The sequence below is a fragment of the Candidatus Nitrotoga arctica genome (genome assembly GCF_918378365.1).
Classification (GTDB): domain Bacteria; phylum Pseudomonadota; class Gammaproteobacteria; order Burkholderiales; family Gallionellaceae; genus Nitrotoga; species Nitrotoga arctica.
This window is the reverse complement of the sequence record NZ_OU912926.1, coordinates 1,048,834-1,071,682: the sequence shown is the minus strand read 5'-3', so window position 1 is coordinate 1,071,682 and position 22,849 is coordinate 1,048,834. Positions and strand designations below refer to the sequence as shown.

General features: G+C 49.7%; 19 protein-coding genes and 1 pseudogene. 13 read left to right on the top strand and 7 right to left on the bottom strand.

Annotated features, from left to right (window positions below):
• Positions 1 to 127 precede the first annotated feature (127 nt).
• The gene (locus MKZ32_RS04885; RefSeq protein ID WP_239796231.1) at positions 128 to 751 is read right to left on the bottom strand and encodes a carbonic anhydrase family protein; all 624 of its coding nucleotides are present in this window, start codon (positions 749 to 751) and stop codon (positions 128 to 130) included.
• 179 nt (positions 752 to 930) lie between these two features.
• Between MKZ32_RS04885 and MKZ32_RS04880 the strand changes: the two genes are divergently transcribed.
• The gene (locus MKZ32_RS04880; RefSeq protein ID WP_239796230.1) at positions 931 to 1,089 is read left to right on the top strand and encodes a hypothetical protein; all 159 of its coding nucleotides are present in this window, start codon (positions 931 to 933) and stop codon (positions 1,087 to 1,089) included.
• Positions 1,090 to 1,304: 215 nt separating this feature from the next.
• Here the strand turns inward: MKZ32_RS04880 and MKZ32_RS04875 are convergent, their stop codons facing one another.
• Positions 1,305 to 1,754 (bottom strand): universal stress protein, encoded by a 450-nt coding sequence (locus MKZ32_RS04875; RefSeq protein ID WP_239796229.1) that lies wholly within the window; start codon positions 1,752 to 1,754, stop codon positions 1,305 to 1,307.
• A gap of 824 nt (positions 1,755 to 2,578) precedes the next feature.
• On the opposite strand from MKZ32_RS04875, the gene bcsB reads away from it, so the two are divergent.
• The 3 genes from bcsB to MKZ32_RS04860 are packed head-to-tail and all read left to right on the top strand — an operon-like array spanning position 2,579 to position 9,982.
• On the top strand, positions 2,579 to 4,861 hold the full coding sequence (gene bcsB, locus MKZ32_RS04870; protein ID WP_275584254.1) for a cellulose biosynthesis cyclic di-GMP-binding regulatory protein BcsB: 2,283 nt from the start codon (positions 2,579 to 2,581) through the stop codon (positions 4,859 to 4,861).
• Between the two features lie 10 nt (positions 4,862 to 4,871).
• Entirely contained in the window at positions 4,872 to 6,083 is a 1,212-nt protein-coding gene (gene bcsZ / locus MKZ32_RS04865; RefSeq protein ID WP_239796227.1) for a cellulose synthase complex periplasmic endoglucanase BcsZ, read from the top strand.
• Positions 6,047 to 9,982, top strand: coding sequence for a cellulose synthase subunit BcsC-related outer membrane protein (locus tag MKZ32_RS04860; protein ID WP_239796226.1), 3,936 nt, complete (start codon positions 6,047 to 6,049; stop codon positions 9,980 to 9,982). Before bcsZ ends, MKZ32_RS04860 begins: the two co-directional genes overlap by 37 nt.
• Here the strand turns inward: MKZ32_RS04860 and bcsG are convergent, their stop codons facing one another.
• The 5 genes from bcsG to MKZ32_RS04835 form a co-directional block, all read right to left on the bottom strand.
• Positions 9,983 to 11,548, bottom strand: coding sequence for a cellulose biosynthesis protein BcsG (gene bcsG / locus MKZ32_RS04855; RefSeq protein WP_239796225.1), 1,566 nt, complete (start codon positions 11,546 to 11,548; stop codon positions 9,983 to 9,985).
• A 61-nt stretch (positions 11,549 to 11,609) separates the two neighbouring features.
• Positions 11,610 to 14,153 carry a UDP-forming cellulose synthase catalytic subunit gene (bcsA, locus tag MKZ32_RS04850; protein WP_239796224.1) on the bottom strand — a complete coding sequence of 848 codons (2,544 nt, stop codon included), beginning with the start codon at positions 14,151 to 14,153 and terminating at the stop codon, positions 11,610 to 11,612.
• On the bottom strand, positions 14,153 to 14,926 hold the full coding sequence (gene bcsQ / locus MKZ32_RS04845) for a cellulose biosynthesis protein BcsQ (protein WP_239796223.1): 774 nt from the start codon (positions 14,924 to 14,926) through the stop codon (positions 14,153 to 14,155). Before bcsQ ends, bcsA begins: the two co-directional genes overlap by 1 nt.
• 176 nt (positions 14,927 to 15,102) lie before the next feature.
• Positions 15,103 to 16,884, bottom strand: coding sequence for a cellulose biosynthesis protein BcsE (gene bcsE / locus MKZ32_RS04840; protein ID WP_239796222.1), 1,782 nt, complete (start codon positions 16,882 to 16,884; stop codon positions 15,103 to 15,105).
• Between the two features lie 22 nt (positions 16,885 to 16,906).
• A complete protein-coding gene (locus MKZ32_RS04835; protein ID WP_239796221.1) occupies positions 16,907 to 17,275 on the bottom strand; it encodes a diacylglycerol kinase in 369 nt (122 codons plus the stop codon).
• Positions 17,276 to 18,153: 878 nt separating this feature from the next.
• Between MKZ32_RS04835 and MKZ32_RS04830 the strand changes: the two genes are divergently transcribed.
• The 9 genes and pseudogenes from MKZ32_RS04830 to MKZ32_RS04800 all read left to right on the top strand — a co-directional run bounded on the left by MKZ32_RS04830 (position 18,154) and on the right by MKZ32_RS04800 (position 22,830).
• Positions 18,154 to 18,474, top strand: coding sequence for a hypothetical protein (locus MKZ32_RS04830; protein ID WP_239796220.1), 321 nt, complete (start codon positions 18,154 to 18,156; stop codon positions 18,472 to 18,474).
• A 381-nt stretch (positions 18,475 to 18,855) separates the two neighbouring features.
• Positions 18,856 to 18,978, top strand: a complete 123-nt coding sequence (locus MKZ32_RS15410; protein ID WP_275584253.1) for a hypothetical protein — start codon at positions 18,856 to 18,858, stop codon at positions 18,976 to 18,978.
• A 26-nt stretch (positions 18,979 to 19,004) separates the two neighbouring features.
• Complete coding sequence (locus MKZ32_RS04825; protein ID WP_239796219.1) at positions 19,005 to 19,157, top strand: sigma factor-like helix-turn-helix DNA-binding protein; 153 nt, start codon at positions 19,005 to 19,007, stop codon at positions 19,155 to 19,157.
• Positions 19,158 to 19,267: 110 nt separating this feature from the next.
• Positions 19,268 to 19,969, top strand: coding sequence for a FecR domain-containing protein (locus tag MKZ32_RS04820; protein ID WP_239796218.1), 702 nt, complete (start codon positions 19,268 to 19,270; stop codon positions 19,967 to 19,969).
• Positions 19,966 to 20,184: a hypothetical protein gene (locus MKZ32_RS04815; protein ID WP_239796217.1), complete on the top strand. Its 219-nt coding sequence runs from the start codon at positions 19,966 to 19,968 to the stop codon at positions 20,182 to 20,184. Before MKZ32_RS04820 ends, MKZ32_RS04815 begins: the two co-directional genes overlap by 4 nt.
• Before the next feature lie 132 nt (positions 20,185 to 20,316).
• Positions 20,317 to 20,946 carry an STN domain-containing protein gene (locus tag MKZ32_RS04810; protein ID WP_239796216.1) on the top strand — a complete coding sequence of 210 codons (630 nt, stop codon included), beginning with the start codon at positions 20,317 to 20,319 and terminating at the stop codon, positions 20,944 to 20,946.
• Positions 20,943 to 21,134, top strand: a pseudogene (locus MKZ32_RS15645) (hypothetical protein); the annotation flags it as partial. The gene MKZ32_RS04810 and the pseudogene MKZ32_RS15645, both read left to right, overlap by 4 nt.
• Positions 21,135 to 21,229: 95 nt before the next feature.
• Entirely contained in the window at positions 21,230 to 21,883 is a 654-nt protein-coding gene (locus MKZ32_RS04805) for a hypothetical protein (protein ID WP_239796215.1), read from the top strand.
• Positions 21,790 to 22,830, top strand: a complete 1,041-nt coding sequence (locus tag MKZ32_RS04800; RefSeq protein WP_239796053.1) for an IS630 family transposase — start codon at positions 21,790 to 21,792, stop codon at positions 22,828 to 22,830. Before MKZ32_RS04805 ends, MKZ32_RS04800 begins: the two co-directional genes overlap by 94 nt.
• Positions 22,831 to 22,849 lie beyond the last annotated feature (19 nt).

Sequence of the window (22,849 nt, the reverse complement as noted above, 5' to 3'; positions counted from 1 at the left end):
TACGGTATGTTTAACAATAGTATGAGGTTATGGTGATAATTTTATGAAAAACCTATCTATAAAATCGGAATTATTTTGGTCATAAATAAACACGTAGGTAAGAGTCCGACCTGGTTCGCTATATTTATTATTGATAAAACTCAATACTTCCAGTCTGGATTTCGTACATACCGCCCACAATAGCTATCTCGTTGTTGCCCTGCATTTCACGCAGAATTTCGCTCCGGTGTTTAATGTTAGCAATCATCAAGTGTACATTAGCCACAGCAACTTTTTCCACAAACTCTGAATTCTTGGAGTTCCGATCTGTTGTTGGCTCACGAACACTTGCCACTGCTGGCTTGAGCTTAGCGATTAGAGTGGTAAGATTTCCTAGTCTGACATCATCACACGCCCCTTTGATGGCGCCGCAACGGCTATGACCTAATACAACGACAATTTTTGCACCGCCAATTTTGCAAGCAAATTCCATACTACCAAGAATGTCTTCATTAATAACATTTCCAGCAATTCGAATGCTGACGAGATCACCTAAACCCTGATCAAAAATAAGCTCAGCTGATGCGCGCGAATCGATGCAACTCAGGACAACGGCGAATGGGCATTGCCTATCTGAAGTTTCGTTCAATTGTTGTAACAGATTGCGGCTGATTTTAAGGTTATTCACGAAGCGCGCATTGCCGTCTTTAAGAGCTTTTAATGCCATTTCCGGCGTAAGCAATAATTGAGTGTCACGGGTATTAGATGTCATCAAATCTCTCACGATAAATTACAAATCTTGCTTTAATGTAACTAAATGCCCAGTCGTCATGGCTCGGAAACCCACATGATGAAAGGCGCAATGAACTGTTTCAGTCAGCACGCTGATCAAACGCTCCACATTGATGATAGTGGCTGATGGTATGGCACAATCGGGGCTGGACGGATTCAGTGAAGCGCAGAGTAATTCCGCCAGAACTACGCAATACCTTCACCTACCACCAAGCGCGCGAGATGAGTAAACACGTGCAACTGACTGAACGAACTGGTATGGCAGTAAACTTACGAGCCGCGCAGCCCGTGGCAATGCAGTTTGAACGACAATACTAACTGACTGCTGCGCCAGTATTTGACCAAGGGGAGACCTGTCGACCTACACGCAAGAACAGTTGGATGAAATTGCTTGCATCTTGAATACATGTCTAAAGAATCGCTCGTATTTCGATCACCGGTAGCGGTTTACAACAAACTCCTGCTCAATATATTAAAGCCGCAACTAAACATTAACTGTTGCGGTTGGTCTTGAATTCGCCGTATATTAATTTTTAATTTGGTCTTAAAACTAATACATCACAGGGTGATAATTTTAAAAGGCGATCCGCAAAGGAGCTAAGAAAAAGCCCAGAAAAACCTCTCTTATTTCTTGTCGCTACTACAATCATACCCGCATTAATTTCTTTGGCATACTCAGCCAGTCGATCTGCTGGAGACTCCGCAAATAAAACTTCAAAATGAGCTTTATTGAATGCCAGCACAGGCATCATTTCTCTTGCTTTATTTTTAATGAAATCTAGCATTTGTTGTTTCAATTTTTCAACTGTTGCCTTATCAGGAGTTTCCTCAACACCCATCTCACTAACGCTAATATCTTTCTTAATAACATTAACGAAGTATGTTTCTCTTTTGGTCCAGACATATTCATGCCCCCACCTTGAAATACTTGGCATAAATTCTTCTTCGGTTGGCATAGCAATAACTATCTTTTGTGGGTTCATTTTAATCTCTAAAGTAAATGAAATCTTTGTTAAGACAATAATGTACGGGGAACCAATTAGTCAAGATAATAATGAGCTGAGTTTAAAGATTAGCTAATCAATGCATAGCAGAATGTCGTAGCTCCGTTTGTACTTCTGATCATGCTATTTTTTGAGCCCACTAGAAGCTTTCCATCGGTACGTTATTCGTAGCCATTATCGTCATAGCATGGATACCATTATTCCAAATTGATTAAGCAATTGTCGGTACTCCAGAACAAGGCACCGGCTGCCATGTTCAGGTGGATGTATCAATCCTCTCTTAGAACGCTTCTTAGCAATAGCACAGTGATCGCAGATGTATTCGAGTTACCAGCATGCCTTTTGCGAGTTGAAGCCCCCTTCTCATTTCAATAATTGACGCGTTAAGCTCAAACACGTTAGAGCATCAAATCTCACATCGTGAAGTCCGTCCGCCAAACAATGATCCACTGATGCTTCTGTAACGAGCGCATGTCATTGTACGCGTTACGATAGAGCATAGGAACTTCCTAAGCTTCGTGAAATATTGACCGATAATGAATTTATGCTGGGCAATGTCTCATTTCACAGAAAACAGCAGATGAAACAGACTGACCAATAACACAATAAGGGCTGAACTATCGAACTCGTGCATTACTAAATGCCAAGCTAGAGGAAATTTTCCGCCTTATTCCATACATCACCCCGACTAAATTTCTCTGATAATTCAACTCAGAGGCAATAAGTTGCAATGGTAAAAACCAATGATAAAAAAAATCGAATCCCCTGCCAATTGAAGTCAGACAAAACCTAAAAATCAAAAAATGAAAGTTTCTGTGATTGCCAACCTCAATCAATATTTCGTACTGTTCGCAGGTCTTTGTTTAAGCTTTTCATCTCTTTCATGGGCCGTTCAAACAAATGCACCACCTCTCTTACCAAAGTCAGAAGTCGCAACAATTCCCAGCCGCCAGTCTGTATTAACCATGAAGGACATTGGCGCCTCCCGGCCAATCGAGTTGAGGGGCGTGGACGGTAACGCCTATCTTTCTTTGGGCGTGCGGCTGGACGAGATCGTCACCAAGGCCAGGCTGCACCTAAACTACACACTATCCCCCGCATTGCTACCAAATCTATCTCATCTCAAGGTATACCTGAACGATGAAGTGATGGCCACGTTGCCAGTGACCAAGGAGAGTCTGGCTGGTCCACAAAAACTTGATCTTGATCTTGATCCCCGTTTCTTTACTGATTTTAACAAACTGCACCTGCAATTCATCGGCCATTACACCAATGATTGCGAATTTCCTCTCCACTCCAGCTTGTGGGCCAACATTAGCAACATGAGCACGCTGGAAATAAATTTTCAATCAATAGCTCTACGCAACGATCTTGCTCTGCTGCCCGCGCCCTTCTTCGATCAACGAGACAATCGCTTACTTAACCTGCCTTTTGTATTTGCCACCGAGCCCTCTCTAAATTCACTGCGAGCGGCAGGCGGTATCGCCTCCTGGTTTGGTGCTTTGGCGAGTTATCGCGGTGCCCGCTTTCCAGCCTATTTGAATCGTCTGCCAGAACGCTATGGCGTGGTTTTCGCGACCAATGACGAACGACCAGAATTTCTTGCTAAATATCCCAAGGTGAACGCACCAACCATCTCTCTGATGCAACATCCGGAAAATCCTACAGGCAAGCTACTCCTCATCCTTGGTCGTAATGCTGCCGACCTGCAGCTAGCCGCAGATGCCTTGGTTCTGGGCAAAGCTGCCATGACTGGTACTTCAATTGCCATCAAGACACTGGAATATCCACCGCGTCGTGTCGCTTACGATGCGCCTAACTGGCTGCAATCAGGCCGTCCCATACCATTGGGCCAACTCGTCAATAGTCCCGCCGACCTACAGCGTCAGGGCCAACCTCTCGAACCAATTCTCATCAACGCCCGCTTGCCCGCCGATCTATTTACTTGGGAAGTGAAGGGAGTACCGATTGACCTCAAATACCGTTACACGCCACCGGCAGAACAAGGCGATGCTAATCTGAGAATTGAAATAAACGACCAATTTATCGAAGCAATACCACTGCTGTCCAGCACAGGAACCCGAGAAAAGAATCACCTGATGCTGCCTATTCTGGATGATGGTTCCTTGCGGGAGCAAAGCGGAGTGGTGATCCCCGCTTTCCACCTGGGCAGCAATAACCAACTACAGTTTTCGTTTTCCATTCCTTTCAGTGACAACGGTCGCTGCAAATCTTCACCTCAAGGAAACATGCGCGCTGCAATCGATCCGGACTCAACTTTGGATCTGAGCCACTTATACCACTATGCCGCGATGCCAAACCTGGCATTTTTCGCTAATAGTGGATTTCCGTTCACCAAGTACGCCGACCTTGCCGAGACAGCGATCGTCATCCCCGATCAGCCTAACACCTTTGACATGGAAGCTATGTTCGCTTTACTGGGCCACATGGGCCGCTCCACCGGGGTTCCTGCCCTGCACTTCAAACTCATACAGACAAAATCAGTGCAAGATGCAAAAAATTTGGATCTGCTGGTGATTGCCAGCGGTGCTAACAAGGATCTTCTCGCGAGTTGGGGTAAATCCCTTCCGGCCCTTCTGGAAGAAGGAAGCCGCACCTTTACGCCTTTGGGCAAAGCCATGGATATGGCTTATGAATGGTTCGGACTGAGTGATAACAAAACATCCAAATCCGGAGAAGGTACCATACTTCTTGGCTCTGGACCTTTGGCCGCCATCATCGGCTTTGAATCACCGCTCAGCCCGTCACGTAGTGTCGTAGCCTTTACTTCCAATACCCCCACAGCTTTGACCTCAGCTCTTGATGCCCTGAATGATGGCGGGAAAGTTCAATACATCCGCGGTGACCTCGCTTTAATGCGTGGCGAAAGTGTCGAGAGTTTTCGCGTTAACAATGTGTATTACGTAGGCGAGTTACCGTGGTGGCGCTGGATATGGTTCCACCTGCATCACCACCCACTGTTCCTGACTGCTATCGGCGTCGCAATCGGTCTTTTTGTTGCCCTTCTTGCCTTTGGTGCTCTGCATAATCTGGCTACCAAACGACTTGGTCAGCACAAGAAATAAGCACCTAGAAATGAAATATTTATTCTTGGATACCGTGCGCAAGTCGGGCATTTTGCTGTGCCGGAGATACCAAATTCTCGCTACGCTCTTCTTCTGCTTGGGCACTGCGCAGGCAGTAACAGTCGAACCCACTTGCCAGACAGACTGGCCTGCTTGGCAAAGCTTCAAGTCAGGATTCATCAACGAGGGCGGACGAGTAGTGGATGGCAGCACCCCTCGTAAGCAGACCGTGTCAGAAGGACAGGCCTATGCGCTGTTTTTCGCCTTGGTAGCCAACGATCGCAAAACCTTCGACAAGATCCTGCAATGGACCGAAAACAACCTGGCAAATGGCGATCTCACCAGCCATCTGCCCGCGTGGCTATGGGGTCGCAGAGATGATGGCAGTTGGGGTGTGCTGGACAGCAATCCGGCATCGGATGCCGATCTGTGGATAGTCTATGCATTGGGCGAAGCTGGCCGGCTCTGGGGCGAACGCCGCTTCGTTGCACTTTCATCACTGTTGGCCAGCCGTATCTTGCGCGAGGAAACCGCAGACCTGCCTGGCTTAGGCCCCACTCTGCTGCCTGCACCGCGCGGCTTCCAGACGGGAGTGAAAACTTGGCGCCTCAATCCCAGCTACCTGCCCATGCAGCTAATGGACTGGCTAAGCAGCCGGAGTCCTGATTCCACTTGGCAGCGAATCTCGGAATCCTCCCAGCGGATCCTCTTGGAATCGGCCCCGAATGGATTCTCGCCTGACTGGACGGTCTATCAGGACAGCAAGGGATTCCGAATAGATAGTGGGGGAAAAGAAAAAGGCACAGGCGGCTATAACGCCATCCGGGTTTATCTGTGGGCCGGCATGCTTGCACCCGAGGCTTCTGCCCGGCCACGACTTCTTGCTGCTTTTTCCCCCATGGCCAGCTTTATCACGCGCCATGGCTACCCGCCAGAGTCTGTCAATATAATCACGGGTGAAGCCAATGGCCCAGGGCCATCAGGATTTTCCGCCGCACTACTACCCTTCCTGGCCGCCCAGAAAGATAACGCTGCTCTGCAGGGACAACACGATCGTCTGACGGCTCGCCCACCGCGGCCGGATGCCTACTATGAACAGGCGCTTTCCCTCTTTGCCCATGGCTGGATGGATGGGCGCTACTACTTCACGACAAATGGCAGCCTGCTGCCCTCTTGGCAAAAACCATGCAGCTCCGCCTCATCCCGCTTACCTTCGCACTGACTCTGGCTGGGTTGCTAAGTGTTCCAGCTCTTGCCCGTTCAGAAAATAGCGCTAGTGCCGACCTGCTGCGCAGCGCTCACATGTGGGAAGCCAAGGATCGCCCGGATTTGGCACGTGTCATGCTGGAAAAATTACTGACCATCGAATCCAATCCAGAAGTGCTGTTTATGCTGGGAAGCATTGAGCTACGCACAGGAAATATAAAACTTGCCGGTGAATATTTACGTCGCCTGGAACAGCGTTATCCTCAACACGCCAAGACTCTGGGTCTGCACAGCCTATATCGGGTTAACACCACTGAGAAGCAGATTCTGGCAAACGCACGTCTGATGGCCAGAGCCGGCAACACCAAAGAAGCTGCCAAAATCATGCGCCGATTATTTCCGGAAGCCCCCCCTCCAGGTGAACTCGGGCTCGAATATTACCAACTCGTGAGTAGCACTGCCGCAGATCAGCAAACAGCAAAATCCGCTCTCGACAAACTTTACCGGGAAACAGGAGAAGCACGCTACCGCCTTGCCTGGCTTAGGCTGCAGAGTAATCAACGCAGCAAACAGGAAATCCTGCAAGGTTATGAATCCCTGGCCGCTGCGCCCGACGTTAACCGACAAAAATTACGCGAAAACTGGTGGGCTGCCATAAAGCGTCTCGCGGCAGCACCGGCAACCTTACCCTGGATCCGCCGCTATCTGAAAGAATTTCCGAATGACCAGAATGCCATCGAATATCTGGCAGAATTACAACAATTGCATGAGAAAGCGTTGCGCATCGCCAACGACCCTGCGGTACGTGCCCGTCAGACTGGGATCGCTTTTCTGGAACACGACCAGCTGGAAGCTGCCCAGCGTGAGCTGCAAAACTCGCTATCAAAGCGCCCCAAAGATCCCCAAGTGCTGGGTAGCATGGGCTTGCTTCGCTTACGCCAAGGACATCACGAAGAGGCTAAGAGCTGGTTTCAGCGTGCGGCCAAGGCTGAACCAGGTAGCAACAAATGGTCTGGTCTGATCCGCACTGCAACTTTCTGGGGACAAATGAAACGGGCCGATGAGCTACTCGAAGCCGGAAAGCTGGCTGAAGCGCAACAATTTGCACGACAAGCACTGAGTATCGAGCCGAACAATGCTGATGGACTTGCCCTGCTGGGCAATATTCTCGCCCGGAGCCAGAATCTGTCCGGTGCCGAATCACTCTACCGTGAGGCACTCAAACGGGATGCGAGCAATACTTCGGCTATGCGCGGCCTACTTGCGCTGCTCTCCCGTAGCGAACGTCGCGATGAAGCCCAAGCGTTGATCGCCGAATTCCGCCAGAACAACCCCAAGGAAGCCAATCGATTCAACGAAAGCCAAGCCAGCCTGCTACGTGATGAAGCCGAGGCATTCATCAGCGCTCACCGCCCCAGCCACGCCCTGCTGGCATTGGAAACCGCTGTACAACTCGCCCCTCGTGATGCCTGGATTCGCCATGATCTGGCAAATTTGTATGAGAGTTTGGGCTTGCAGATCCTCAGTCGCCGTGTCATGGCAGAGGGTATTGCGCTGGTTCCGAACGATTCCGGCATGAACTATGCCTATGCTTTGGTACTGACTACCCAGGAGCGGGAAATAGAAGCACTGCAGCGCTTGGTCCGTATTCCCCCGTCAGCACGTTCCAGCGCCATGAATGAACTTGAAACACGCACTTGGATCAAGTTGCGCATTCGTCAGGCCACAAAGCTCCAAGCTGACGGCAGGAGAGACGAAGCGACCCGAGTGCTGCTCCTTGCCGAACGACATGCCACAGACAACAATCCGAATTCGATCGAACAAGTGTCAGAAGGCTGGTTTAGCCTAGAGCAACCGGCCCGCGGCCTCGCCCTTATGAAACGGCACCTGATTGACGCGAAATCAGCAACAGCCAGCAGCCAGCTTTATTACGCCTCGTTGCTCAATCGGGCCAAACAAGATGACACACTGAGCATTTTCCTGCCTGAGTTACAGCAACGCCCCGACTGGAATGACGGGCAACGGGAAACCATTCTGGCAATTGAAACTGACCTTGCTGCCCGGCAAATCGAACATCTGTTGCAGCGTGGCGAAGCAGCTCAAGCTCGGACTATCGCTGCCCGGGCGGCTGTTTCTGGGCGAACAGGCGACCTTTCAACCCTGAAAGCCCAAGCTCGCCTGCTGCTGGAGGCTAATGACTGGAAAGCCGCCCTGCTGATCTTGCAGGCGATACTGGACAAATATCCGGACGACTTGGAGTCACGTCTAAATCTCGCGCAAGCTCACGTCCAGGCAGGAGAAAAGCAGGCTGCTCAGGGGGTGATCGATCAACTGCTGCCTCGTTTGCGTGAGAATGATGTAGATACCAAATTGTCCATTACCCGGCTGGAAACTCGCCTTGGAAATATGGATCGAGCTAAAAAGATAGTTACGGAACTCCTCACCAGCAACCCTGACAATCCAGATGTTCTGATTCAGGCAGGTCGTATCGAACGCAGTGACCAAAGATACCCTGCTGCCTTGGCTTATTTCCGCCAAGCACTGATCTTGGAGAGGCGCGCTCCAGGCACGGCAACAACCGCCGAATCAGTGCCTCTACTCGATCTGGATCCCAAGCATCCAATGATCGGCCTAGCACCGCAATCGGGTTACGCCTTAGGATATCCCAATGCAGTTAAGAATACAGATACCGCTGACAACCAAAAATCTACACCAGAGCTAGAAAAAACAGCTTTAATTCACCGCCTCACCAGAGCAGAGGAGGAAATTACTCGTATTGAGGCCAGGCGAGATCCCCGCATTGAAATAGGGTTCGAAAAGCTCAGCAGGAACTCTTCAAACGGTACATCCACCTATCACGGAACGGAGACCCCAATGGTCGGGTGGTGGCCGGTGGGCTATGATGGGCACGGTTTTGTCCACGTGGATCGGGTCAGTGTCAATGCAGGCGAGCTCACCCAAGACGATGCACCTCTCTTCGGTAAGCTGGGTGTAAGGCCTTCCTCTCTTCCTCCTCCATTTGCGCAGAAAGTAGATGGCACCTCGGTAGGTGTGGGCTATGAAGGTGATGCATTACGCTGGGATTTGGGCGTGATCGGTATCGGTTTCCCGGTCCAGAATATGGTTGGGGGGATTCGCAAAGGCTGGGAAGCAAACAAAGTAGACTACGCCCTTGAAATTTTCCGCCGCCCTCAAACTAACAGCCTGCTTTCCTATGCCGGCGCGCGCGACCCAGCTACAGGTGAAATATGGGGGGGTATCGCCTATACCGGGGTGGGCGGTCGGCTTGCTCACACTTTTGGTCAATTTAATACCTTCGCTAGCGCCGAATATGGCCTATTGCGGGGCAAGAATGTTCTCAATAACAATCGTCTTGCCCTGCGCATCGGCATAGACAAGGACATGCTGCGCCGGGAAGACAAGTGGGTCAATCTGGGACTAACCCTGACCCACTGGCGCTACAAGGAAAACGAATCTTTCTACACTTTTGGTCATGGCGGTTACTATAGCCCACAAAGCTACACTTCAGTGAACCTGCCGGTAGAGTGGGCAGGCCGTAGCGGGAAGCTTTCTTATCTGGTGCGAGGTTCAACCTCCTTCGCCTGGACCAATGAAAAACGTATGCCTTATTACCCGACAGACAGCGCTTTGCAAAGCGATGCTGTCCATAGTGGCAATAGCATTGACCCTGGGTTTTACCCCGGGGGGGATGGCGGTGGAAAAGGCTATTCCCTACGGTTGGCAACCGAATATCAGGTCACGCCTCATCTGGCCATTGGTGGATATTACAACATGGATCGCACAGCTTTCTATACTCCAAACTTAACTTTCATATATCTGCGCTACCTGTTTAAGGCTCATTCAGAACCAGTGCGCTTCCCGCCGATAACGGCTAGGCCTTACTCCCGCTTCTGATCACAACCCAGGCTGATAATCGATCCATGTGCCCTCAGAGCGCATCAGGTACCCGTTGTCACGTCCAATGACAACGATATCCTCGTTTTCGCTCACGAAAGGTGTACCCGGCAGATTTTGTACCCGTTCCGCCAGAGGTTTGCCACCAGTTCCGGCAAAGGGACTATCCGCGATAAAGTCGGCAAGAAGTGTGCTAATCGCAAAGTAACTCACCGACTTATCCACCTGTAAGGGTTGATGTGGCGCATCCCCGGACTTACCCTTGAAGCCTACCAGTTTGATGGCGGCGGGCACCAGTGTGATCTTGGGATTAGGAATTTCACGCATACCGGATATCTGCACCTTATCTCCCCGCAAAGCAGCACCGTGTTCCGGCACTAAAATCACCACCACCGGCCTTCCTTTGCCCTCTAGGAAAGTAATAAAACGATCAAAATCTGACATCAATTTATCCAGTCGCGGTTTGAAAGTTTCCAGACTAGAGCGTGACTTAACCCCAGAAACACGGTTTCCATCATGCAAGGCAATGGTGTTGTAGTACAAGGCTCGGGGCCGAACTGATGGCGGCTGGCGTACCCACCACTCCGAGAGTAGCGGGAAATCCTCATAAATAGGGGTATCATCAAAACTGCGCATCACTACGGGTGCGAAGCGATTGTCATCCAGTTTTACCCCGATACCAGACGGCTCTTGTACCATACCTGCAAACTGGTCGAAATGTCCATCATGGTTAAGCAGGCCCCGCACTTCGAAGCCGGCAGCCTCAAAATTACGGAAAAGGTTGCATTGGGACGCATCCGCTTCATACAGCTTGCGGTGCGAAAGCTGACCGCAATTACTGCGAAACAGACGTAACGCACCTGGGCCGCTGTAGCTGGCGGCAGTATTAAAACGACGAAACACTACGTCAAAATGATTTAACAGGGTCGAGTTGCTTTCGCCCACATAGTCCATATCGTCCCATGACAGAGAGCAGACATGCAGGAACACCACATCAAAGGGCGCAGCAGAATCTGCAATAGATGGGAAGCTCACCCGTTTGCCCTGTTCGGCGGCGTAAAAGGCTTCCAACTGGGCCGTCGGCTCCTGCTTAGACAAAACCGTGGCGCTTCCATCCGCTAACGTCGGGTGAGGAGAAACAATCGAGATGGCATTGCCACCCTGCAGACTAGCAAAGGGCGCGCTCAGGATGCCAAGAAAAGCCAGAGTGGCAAAACGCAGACGGCGACGCAGCAGCAGATAAACTACCAGCAGGAGACCCAGAACAGCAATCACCCAGATATTCACAAAGCGGCCCAAGAGTTCAAGCAAATAATCGCTATTGAACCCTGTCAGAGCTTCCTTCTGGGAAAGCACGCGCGAAATTGGTGGCAACCAGGAATCATGATACAGCAAGGCCAGCCCCGCTGGAATGGCCAGCATCGCACGAATCAGGCGATGCCGAACAGACGCCAGGGGCAGCACAAGTACCATGGCGAAGGCCAGATTAGGAAGCCAGTGAAAGCCAATAAACCCGCTATAAAACAGGCCCAACTTAGCAATAAAATAAATACTCCAGTAACCCATAAGTGCTATCGACTCCCGAAATTTATACTGTCTACAGCCATTAAATCATTTGTCCCCCAAGTCAACTCCGAACTAACTGACGCTGCCTTGCCAAACTTTTGCCTAGGTTACGCCACAGACTACGGTAACCCTTGAATCCGAAGATGGCGATTTCTTTGAAGCTCTGTAGGGGGCGATCCGCGCCCTGCTCGTCCGACCAATTGCTCCAGGCATCGGCTCGAGCAAAAGTACACCGAACCAAATTTGCTTCCTGCTCTATGCTCAAATTGTCGAACTGAACGCCAAGTTTGTTGCCATGACTGGCAATTACCCTTGCTGGAAAGGTGAATTCCACCTCGCCATGCCAAAGTGAAACCCAAACCCGCTCTTTCACCGGCAATGCTAATTCCCGGTCGAGCAACAGGCCGAGGCCAGTCATGGAATAGTCTTCGGTGCGACACATTTTGGTACTCCCATCCGTAAAATGCAGTGCCACCAGCAAGTTGGCAGATACTCGGTGGGATACTCGCACCTGCCTGGCTTCAGTGGCGACGCCAATAGCTGCACCCAATATCAGGAGGTTGTAAATTGTCCATGTCAGGTTGAGCAACACCGTGCCCATTTCAAAAGTGTTCCAGAAAAAAAGCCGCCCCAGACCGATGGTCAACCCGACAATATTAAGGGCAGCTAGCACAATATACGGCTTGGAAATGGTCCAGTCGAAGAAGGAATGCTCGATCAGGCCTCCTTTAGCTGTGACATTGAATTTTCCGGCTTTCGGATTGAAGATGGCGACAGCCGTGGGAAGAATGATGTACCAAGCCAAAACCGATTCATATACCTCGGCCCAGAATGAGTGCCGATGTGATCCCTGAATATGTGCATTAGCCAGATTGGCCTGCAGCATATGGGGCAACACATAAAGGGCAAGCATAGCGGCTGCCGCGCTGATTATATGAACTTCGAAATAAAGATAGGTCAAAGGGGCCGTTAGAAAAATAAGACGCGGAATGCCGTAGAAAAAATGCAACATCGCGTTGCTGTAACAGATGCGTTGAAAGAAGCTCAGCCCCTTACCCAGGAATGGATTGTCGATTCTGAAAATCTGCGCCATACCCCGTGCCCAGCGGATACGCTGCCCGATGTGGCTAGAGAGGCTTTCAGTAGCCAGCCCCGCTGCCAAGGGAATATTAATATAGGCGGTAGTGTAGCCAAGTCGATGGAGTTTAAGTGCGGTGTGGGCATCTTCGGTCACCGTTTCCACGGCAACTCCCCCCACCTCTTCGAGTGGCCCCCGACGCAACACCGCACAAGAACCACAGAAAAAGGTGGCATTCCAGAAATCATTGCCGTCCTGAATCAAGCCATAGAACAAGGCGCCCTCGTTGGGAACACGGCGGAAAGTGCCTAGATTGCGCTCAAAGGTGTCAGGAGAAAAGAAGTGATGAGGCGTCTGCAGCATGGCACAACGCTTGTCCTTGAAAAACCAGGCCATTGTAGACTGCAGAAAGGAATTGGTCGGTAGGTGGTCGCAGTCAAAAATGGCCACGTACTCGCCGTGGGTCAATTTTAGTGCATGGTTCAGATTGCCCGCTTTGGCATGGGCGTTGTCGGGTCGAATGATGTAGCCCACGCCGGCTTCCTTGGCAAAGCGACGAAATTCATCCCGTCGCCCATCGTCGAGAATATAAATATTGAGCTTATCCCTGGGCCAGTCTATCCCCTTGGCTGCAAGAACCGTCGGCTCCAACACCTTGAGCGGCTCGTTGTAGGTGGGAATGAAGACATCAACACTGGGCCACACGGAAGTGTCCAATGGCAGGCTCAAGGTGTGCCGCTTGAGCGGCCAGGCATTCTGGATATAGCCGAGCAGAAGAACCAGCCAGGTATATATCTCCGCAAGGAGCAAACCGATGGCAAGAAAAGTCTCCCAGCCGGAATCCAGCGGGATGGTCTGAGTCAATCGCCACCAGCCGTAACGGCATGAAGCGAGCACTGAAAGGGCGATCAATATCAGAGCGGGCAGATTACCGGGAATACGCCGTACGAACAGCGCAGTTCCCCACAAGCAAACAAGGAATAAAAACTGTCCAAACCAGGTAAAGGGAGTGGTAACCACCAGCCAGAAAAAGAATGCTGAAAATAGAACCAGTAACCAAAGTAGCAAAGGCTTTCGAAAAGATGGTGTCTCCAGCCAGCCCTCCAAGCGACGACCAACTGCCTCGTGGTCCACTGCTGGCAGGAAAGAAAGTAACCGCTGCCAAAGCCATCTTAGGACTCGAACGCCTGCCAGTACAATCCACTCCCCTGTTAAAAACAACAGACCGATAGTGTTAACTGACAAGGTTAGAAAAGTACTCCAGAAAGAGGTTTCAGTGCGCGCGGCGTGGCCCGGAGGGAATATAAATAAATACAGCAACCACTGCCAAACGCTACGCTTGTCAACCACGCCCAGTTTCTTAGCTAGCCAGCCCAGCGGATCAGGACGCGATCTAACCTCCAGATGAGCTAATTCAGTCAACTCATCAGCATTCGGCAACCAGCCCAATCGCTTCAGCCATAGGCTTGATTGGTCTGGTCGAAACACACCTAAATGACGAACAACCCAGAGGACAACAGGGCGCATCAAACTTGCGCCCTTCCGTCGAGGCTGCTTGCAGGTACAGCAAGCAACCAGTTGAGCAAGCCGTTCAAATCATGGGCAACCAGGGAATCCGGGCTTAAGCTCTGTAAGTTCGTCCGATTTGCGACAGCACGTGGAATCGCTTCATCCCGATGCACGGGATAAGGTGATAGCCGCATTTGTAAAGCCGACCGAAATCGTACCAATAGATCGTTTTGCAGTACCCGGGTACTGTCCAAACCATTTATCACATAAATGAGCTGAGGCCCTGGAGCGCACCGGGATAGCGCAGCTTCCACCGCTGGTAGCAAAGCCAGGGAGCGAGCATCTGGCGCCAGCACAGCAAGCACCAGGTCTGCTGCAACCATGGCCTGGCGTGCATAGAGAGAAGGCAGACGAGGCGTATCCATCAGTAGAAAAGCCCCTGACGGATAATCAACCTGAGTGATACATTTTTTGAGCCACTCGGGTTCTGCACGCAGGTGTTGCTCAAAAGTGACCAGGCTCGCTTCATTAGCTCGGCCGAATGGCAAACAAGCCACTTCGTTTGAATTGACAAGCGCACTCTTGCCAAACTCTTTCCTTGTTAAGAAGTCTGGCAGCAGCCCGCTTAGGCTAGCTTCATCACTACCGAGTAGAGTGGATAATAGGTTTTGGGGATCAAAGTCCAAAGCCAGAACCGCCATTTCGCGCTGGGCAAGCAAGGTGGCCAGGTTGGCCGTCAGGGTGGATCGACCCACCCCGCCTGCAGCTGAAACAATGGCAATCTTGAACATGAATCAGTCCCTCGCACCAGGCACCCGTTCGGTGTGCCTAGACTTATAGGGCACTATGCAACGCAAATGCCGACGCAAGAACAGGCGTCTTAGCAGGCGGTACTTCAGTACATAATAGATAACTACAGCTAACAGCACGCCTGAGAAGAGGGATAAAATAAAATTTTTAAGCATTATCAAAGAATTTGTTCAGATAAATTGGAAAGCATGCCCGTCGTTGCATGCCGCGGCAAAGAAAAAGGTCGCATGGTCCGGTGCTTGTCCACTGGGCATATCAACTTAAGCTGAGTGATTTCAGCCGATGAAGACGGGGAAATCTGCACCCCTTCCTTCTGGAGGCCAGTTATTGCGATCAGACGCTCAACTTTGTCTTCCAGAATCGGCAAATCGACTTGCAGTACCGCTGAGTAGTCGGACATAGGCGAATTTTCGTTATCTCGCCGCAACTGACCCACGGATTCCCAGATCAACTCTGGTGTCGGCTCAATAATATGGGAAGAAAACAGCTCTGTCACAGGCACTGAAAAAAGCCGATCGAGCGTCGAATCCACATCCGACTCTCGGCAAGCAAACAAAAACAGATAAATACTATTTTGATCGGCGGTAAAGATATCGCCAAGTCTTCGTGCCTGGCAAGCCTGAAGAGCATCCAGTTGTGCTACCCTGGAAAGAATTGGAAGGCGCACCAGGCTATGGCCCAGATCAATACGTTCGGAACGCTTGAGCATTGCCGCCACTTCGCGACAAAAAGTGGACGGCGATAGGTAACCCGCAATCCGGTTCGGCTCAGCAGCCTGCACAGCAAGAAGATATTCATTCTCAACCGGGCGACTGAATATCTGATCCGACATGTCATTTATAACCTGCACTACGCGAGAGAATGGAATTTCCTTGTACGCCATCAAATTGACCCCCAAACGCAGGAGCATCAACTCATTGTTGTAACGAAGCTTATTGGTGGTCTCTCGCACAACAATTTTCAGGGAACGGGGATGGGACGAGCGCATGCGATGGACAAATCGCGATAGCGTTTCAAACTCTTGGTCACCATCCGCATGCAACAGGATAGTAGCGGCCACCGCATTATCACAAACCGCTTCCATATCAGACAGATCACTTACCACTGTCCATTCTGCGGGCACACCTTTGACACCAGCCACGGTAGCTGCTGTCGCTATGACTCGCCCCTGGTCAGGCGCATAAAAAACTACCTGTCCTCTAGCATCCATTTCAGAGCCATCTAAATTTAAAGATTTATCATGTGCGGACAATTTCAGGCCAAATTGGCGATGCTCACTCTTATCCTGCCCCGCCCACCGTTCAACAGTTAACAATCCACCACCGCAATCCGCATCCAATACGGCGAGGTTGGGCACAAGCTCCGGCAAAGCTCGCAGCAATGGCAAAAAACCCTGAGCTCCGTCAATATCTTTGATTATTAGAAGAATGGGCGCATGATGATTGGCAGCCCATGCCTTCCAGGCTTGCCACTGTTTGATCAATAGATCGTGATTCTGCCAATCAAAAATCGCCTGACCTTCCTGAACCAGCAAAGTGTGTTGTGCTGTCACGCCACAAGCACCAATCTCATCAAAGAAGCGATTAGCACCCAGTCGCCCTATGATCTCGGCACAATCATCGGTCACACGGAAAAAAACAAGTACTCCAGGACTGCCTTTATCGGAGGTATCAAGGCTGAGAGCGAACTGATCCATAAATTTCTGGCCGGACTCTCCCGATGCCAATATGGCCAGCTGCCCTGCCTGTTTGAAATTGCGTGCTGACGAGAGTGCACAACACTGCCCTAGTGCCTCGTCCCGCACCAGCAAAACACTTACCAAGCTGGCGCCACACAGGCCCACATCAGCAGGTAGGCCAAGCACTCCCAGATGAGTCTGATTGATCGTGGCTTCCCTCAAAGTACTGTCTTTGCGCAATAAACGCAGGATCAAAGACACGAATCGCCCGAGCATATTATCATTACCTCAGGGGCCATAAAATCATGGCCCAAATCAAAATGGCGTTCGTCAGTGCCAACAAAACGGCAGCGCTACCCATGTCCTTTGCCCTCTTGGCCAATGGATGAATATCCAGTGATACCCGATCCACGGTGGCTTCGATGGCCGAGTTGATCATTTCCACCACCAATACCAGCATAACGCTAGCCACCAACAACACCCGCTGGGTCACGTCGACCGGCACCATGAAGGCCACCGGCACAAGAACGATGGAGAGAATAACTTCCTGACGAAAAGCGGCCTCATCTTGCCATGCAAGTAGCAGTCCAGACAGGGAATAGCTCAGGGCATTCACCAGCCGGCGTAACCCGGAAGCTTTGTGGGGGTTCACATTTGTCATGTTTACGAATTTCACGCTGGGATTCAACTTCGAAGTAAAACACTCGATAGTCTAATGTATCGTTTTTAATAGAATGATTATTTCCTCATTAATCTCGGGATAGAATCTGCCCATTTTGCAGAACATCGCACTGCAAGTTTTGAAATTCTTTAAGTGTTTATGCAAAGTTCCCTGTACTGAATTCCTTCACTGCACACTCAATCTATCCAGCATTTTTCCAATCATTAAGCACTGTCCATAAGATATGGTTAAGGGAACCCCTACAAATCACGACGAACGCCACCAGTTTAAATTTTGCCTATTTCATATCTACCGTATTGCTTGCGTATTTGATTGATCGTAGCGTCCTTAAATTATCGGTCAATTTAATCAAAGCTTGAGACAACGTCTAGATCCAATAGATTGGTCAGAATATCTATTGCCCGTTATGTAGCCCAGGGTTCAGCGCATTGGCATCCCGTAAGCGTGGTCGGTGCCGAGAGATGAACTGCACTCAGGTAGTTGATTTTGCCTTGCGCTACACAGGCACAATGCAAGCCTGTATTTGGTGAGCTGGGGTTTCACGCCACAGAATCTGACCATGCAAGCGTACGAGCAATTATCACGGGCAGTATCGCCGAGAGTTCCAAAAGTAACAGGATAACGTTCCTACATTCTTTACTTTTAAATTTATTGAATAAGAATCATTATTAATCGTATAATGATTCACTGAAGCTATTAAATTTTTTTAATTTCCTTATTACCGTAAGTTTTATGTATTAAATTATGAAGCTTTACATGGCGAATTTTTATTCAAATATAAAAATATGTACCTAAAAAAATAGTTGGACAATTCATTTTGCCCAACCAAATAAACAAGGGAAATTGACATGGCAATCGTTATTTATAGTGTGAATACCGAAGAGTTCAAAAACCGATATGTAAATATGGATAATTTACATATCTACAAAGCATTAGCGGCTAGTCAGTTGGTGATTAATTGCGGCTCTCTAAAGGAAGCTCGAGAGAAATTAACGAAGATTATGGGCCCAAATTTTATCTTGCATCAAGGAGGTCATCATTTAGCTATCCGTTTAAAACAAGAAGGAACGGCAGAAGATATTCCGTTAGTTAAGCTGTATTCAACTAAAGATAAAGGGCCTCATCAATGGGGTGCCTTGCAAGAACTATCTCATGTGGCAGCTGTTTAGTGCGTCGCATCGGAGCGACTGAAAGTTTGATGCAATAATCCATGCGTCGATTTCACATCGCAACGGTTAGTTCGGTGTAGGTCGTTTCGGCTTGATGCCCCGCGGTTTCAGAATATTGCGGATAACCGTCCAACATCTCTTCAGGTACAGAGGTATGTCACCAATATTTCGTCAGCAAAAGCCGTATGCAATGACATTTCATTTTGTGCAAAATTTGTGCACAAAAGGAACAATGCCGATGATCTAATCACCAACCAAAAGGTGATATGTCATTTCCTAATTGCTTGAATCATTTTGTTTATCATGCAATGATAAACATTCTCATAAAAATATGAAGCAAGCTAGTACTCATGTCAACGGCAGATACCATTTCTCAGGAAATTGAATCACTCTACAGCAATCATCATAGTTGGCTGTGTGGGTGGCTATCTTGATGCGCTAACCAGCTTGCCAGAACCGGAAGCTCCTTCCCCGGAGTACAGCGCTATTCTATTGGAAACATAATTGAAATTGATCAATTGCTCGACAATTTGCCCCCGAAAGCACGCCGAGCGTTCTTGCTGGCGCAACTCGAAGGTTTGACTTATGCAGAAATTGCTCAGCAGTTGGGTGTATCTGTCAGCATGATCAAACAATATATGCTGCGTGCTACACAGCAATGCTATTTTTCGCTCTCGTTCTGAACTATGGCCACCAAGAATACTGTGGGTTCTGCTGCTATGCCTCAACAAGCCACTCCTTTTGCGGAAGGTGGGTTACCATTCAACCCCCATATTGCCCAGCAGGCATCCGAATGGCTAGTCTTGCTAATTTCCGGTACTGCACAGATAAAGATCGCCATGCATGGGAAGAATGGCGCAACGCCGACCCAGAGCATGGTCGTGCTTGGCGTCACATTGAGAATATCAACCAGCGCCTTCAGGACATACCAACCAATATCGTCTTCAAAACATTGGCTCCCAATGCTCTGCAAAGTCGCCGTCGCTTAATTAAGGCACTAACTGTATTGCTCATGGCTAGTGGAACGGGCTTAATCGTCCGACAGACAACACCCTGGCGTGAATGGACTGCCGACTATCGAACCGGCACAGGTGAGCAGCGCAAGCTTACGTTGGTAGACGGCACGATCATTGTGCTCAATACCACTAGCGCCATTGATGTGGATTACAGCGACACTATAAGATTAATACAGCTGCGCACTGGTGAAATGTTCATTACCACAGCTCAGGATAGGCCAGCGGCAACATTGATGCGGCCCTTCGTTGTTGAAACTGCAGAAGGTACGGTGCATGCGCTCGGCACACGTTTCGTTGTACGGCAAGAAAACGGCCGCAGCATGTGGCCGTATATGAAGGCGCGGTTGAAATTGCACCTTTCGATGCCAGCGATCAAAAGATCGTCGTGCCAGTCGGACAAGCACTCAGCTTTACTCGTCAAACCAGAGATACCTTTTTATCGGCTGACGAAAATGCTATCGCTTGGATCGAAGGCATGATCGTCGCCGAAAAAATACGCTTGGGCGACTTTATCGACAGCCTGCGCCGTTATCGAAATGGATATCTGATCTGCGATCCAGCAGCGGCGAATCTGCTCGTTTCCGGAGTTTTTCCATTGAAAAATACGGACAGCGTCTTGGCATCGCTCACTGATTCACTGCCAGTCAGCATCCATTATCGAACCCGATTCTGGGTGACAGTGGTACACAAGTGACAAATCTCCTCATAAAAAATTATTTTAAATAATTACTGTCCTTTTTTCAGTTTCAAGTGGCCTACCAAATAAGCCGCTGCGAACAGCAGTGCACACGTTAGTACCACTTAAAAAATTTGAAAAGAGGAAACAATGGGAATCCGGAAAAATCGAGGCAAGCAATACAACAATATCGGGAACATATCAATATTGACGCTCACACGTTCACGCGCTATTCATACTATGTTTTTTGGCTTAGCGACATTAGCCAGCATGACAGTGGCGACACCATTTGCCTATGCAGCGGATACTGCGCAGGTCCAGACAGCACTCAAGCACTATGACGTTCCTGCCGGACCGCTTGCTACCCGTTTGAATGACCTCGCCCGAACAGCGGGTGTGCTATTGTCGTTCGGCCCGGCACTCGCTGAAGGGAAGCGTACCAATGGAATATCCGGTGACTATGCTCTTCCCGATGCATTTGCAAGGCTGTTGGCCGGTTCAGATGTTGAAGCGGTTGCGATTTCAGGTGGCCGGTACACCCTGAAAACCTTACCCGTTGTTCCGATCCAACGGGGAGCTGAACTCAATGCAACGACATTACCAGAGGTTAGGGTATCGGCCGCAATGAGCCATAAAGAAACAACCTATGGCCCGATAACAGGTTATGTTGCCAAACGTAGCGCTACTGCAACCAAGACCGACACCCCGATTATCGAAATACCGCAATCAATCTCCGTCATCACCCGTGACGAACTTGACGACCGCGGCGTTCAAGGATAACGGAAGCATTACGATATGTACCCGGTGTAGTCGTCGACAATTTTGGATACGAACCAAGAGGCTTCGAGTATCTCCTTATGCGTGGCTTTAATGGAACTAATTCAGCAAACTACCGGGACAGTTTGCACCAATTAACAGAAGGCCTGTATTTTGCATCTTTCCTTAGCGAACCTTATGGAATTGAACGAATTGAGGTGATGCGCGGCCCAAGCTCCATCATGTTTGGCAAAGGCGATGCAGGAGGTGTCGTTAATCGTGTCAGCAAACTCCCAGTCGGGATGCCATGCGCGAGATTGAAGTTCGGGTCGGCAACTTTAACCGCAAGCAAATCAATGCTGACCAGGGTGGGACACTCAATGAGGACGGCACACTGCTTTATCGCATTGTCGGCCTCGGGCTGGATACAGATACGCAAGTCAAATACGCTAATGGGGAACGTCCTTCCATTGAACGACAGTATTTGGCTCCTTCATTGACATGGCACCCCTCAACCAACACGTCAATTACCGTGCTTGCGGATATGCTAAAAAATTCTATCGGAGCCTCTCCCTTTTATATGGTTGCCCCAAATGGGGTCTTAACTCGCACGATGCCCGCTGATCCTAGTTTTGTTAATTATAAACAGGACCAAAATTCCATCGGCTACAAAATCGAACATCATTTCAATGATATCTGGACCATCCGGCAAAACTTCCGGCATGCGCAAACTGATGTCAAGGTGAGAGAGGTTAATCCAGTTGATTACCTGGAGGACGGTCAGACGCTACTCCGCTCCGCAATATCAACTATAGACCCGGCACGATTTATAAATGAATTTTTATTGGTTTTCGATGTCTATGGAGTATGGAAAAAGAAGATGCCCGCAAGCAGTCGCGAGAAGTACTGCATGAACGACGCAAGCAAGTCATACGTATGCACCGCAAAGGTGTGGCGGTGATGGAGATCGTGGTGCAAACGGGACTGAGCTGGACGGCAGTCAATACGGCGCTGCGGTTGTATAAGGCTGAAGGTTCGGGGGCACTCAAGCCCGGCGTTCGGGGTAAAAAACCTGGCAGTGGACGTCGCTTGACGGTTAGCCAAGAGCTGGCGATTCAACAAACCATCTGCGACAGACGCCCCGAACAACTTAAGATGGATTTTGCGCTATGGAGCAGGCCCGCTGTGCGCCAGCACATTGAGCTGGCGCACGGTATCAAGCTGTCTATTCGGGCAGTAGGCAACTACTTGGCACGTTGGGGTTTTACACCACAAAAACCCATTAAAAAAGCATACGAGCAGCGGCCTGAAGCCGTCCAGGCTTGGCTTGATGAACAATATCCGGCCATTGAAGCCAGAGCAAAAACAGAAGGTGCGGAAATTCACTGGGGCGACGAGACGGCGCTAGTCAACACGGATGTCAGAGGCAGGAGCTATGCGCCGGTGGGCAAGACACCTGTGACGTTCGCAGTAGGCGGCACGCGCCACAAGCTATCGATGATTGCGACGGTAACCAATCAGGGTAAAACGCGCTGGATGATTATTGATGAGGCATTTAACTCCGACAAGCTCATTGAATTTCTGGAGGCGCTCATCAAGGATACAGACCGCAAGGTGTTTCTGATACTGGACAACTTGAGAGTTCATCACAGCAAACCTGTAAAGGCTTGGGCTGCCGAGAACGCACAGAAAATCGAGTTGTTCTACTTGCCCAGCTACAGCCCTGAACTCAACCCCGAAGAAAGACTGAATGCAGATCTCAAGCACGTCATCACTTCAAAGGTGCCAGTGCGCACCAAGGCAAAACTCAGAGCTGCTGCGACTGATCACATGACCATGCTTGAGCAAAACCCCGAACGCGTGCGCCGTTATTTCCGCGACCCAAAAGTCGCCTACGCGGCTTCATGAATAATTCGTGCCGGATCAA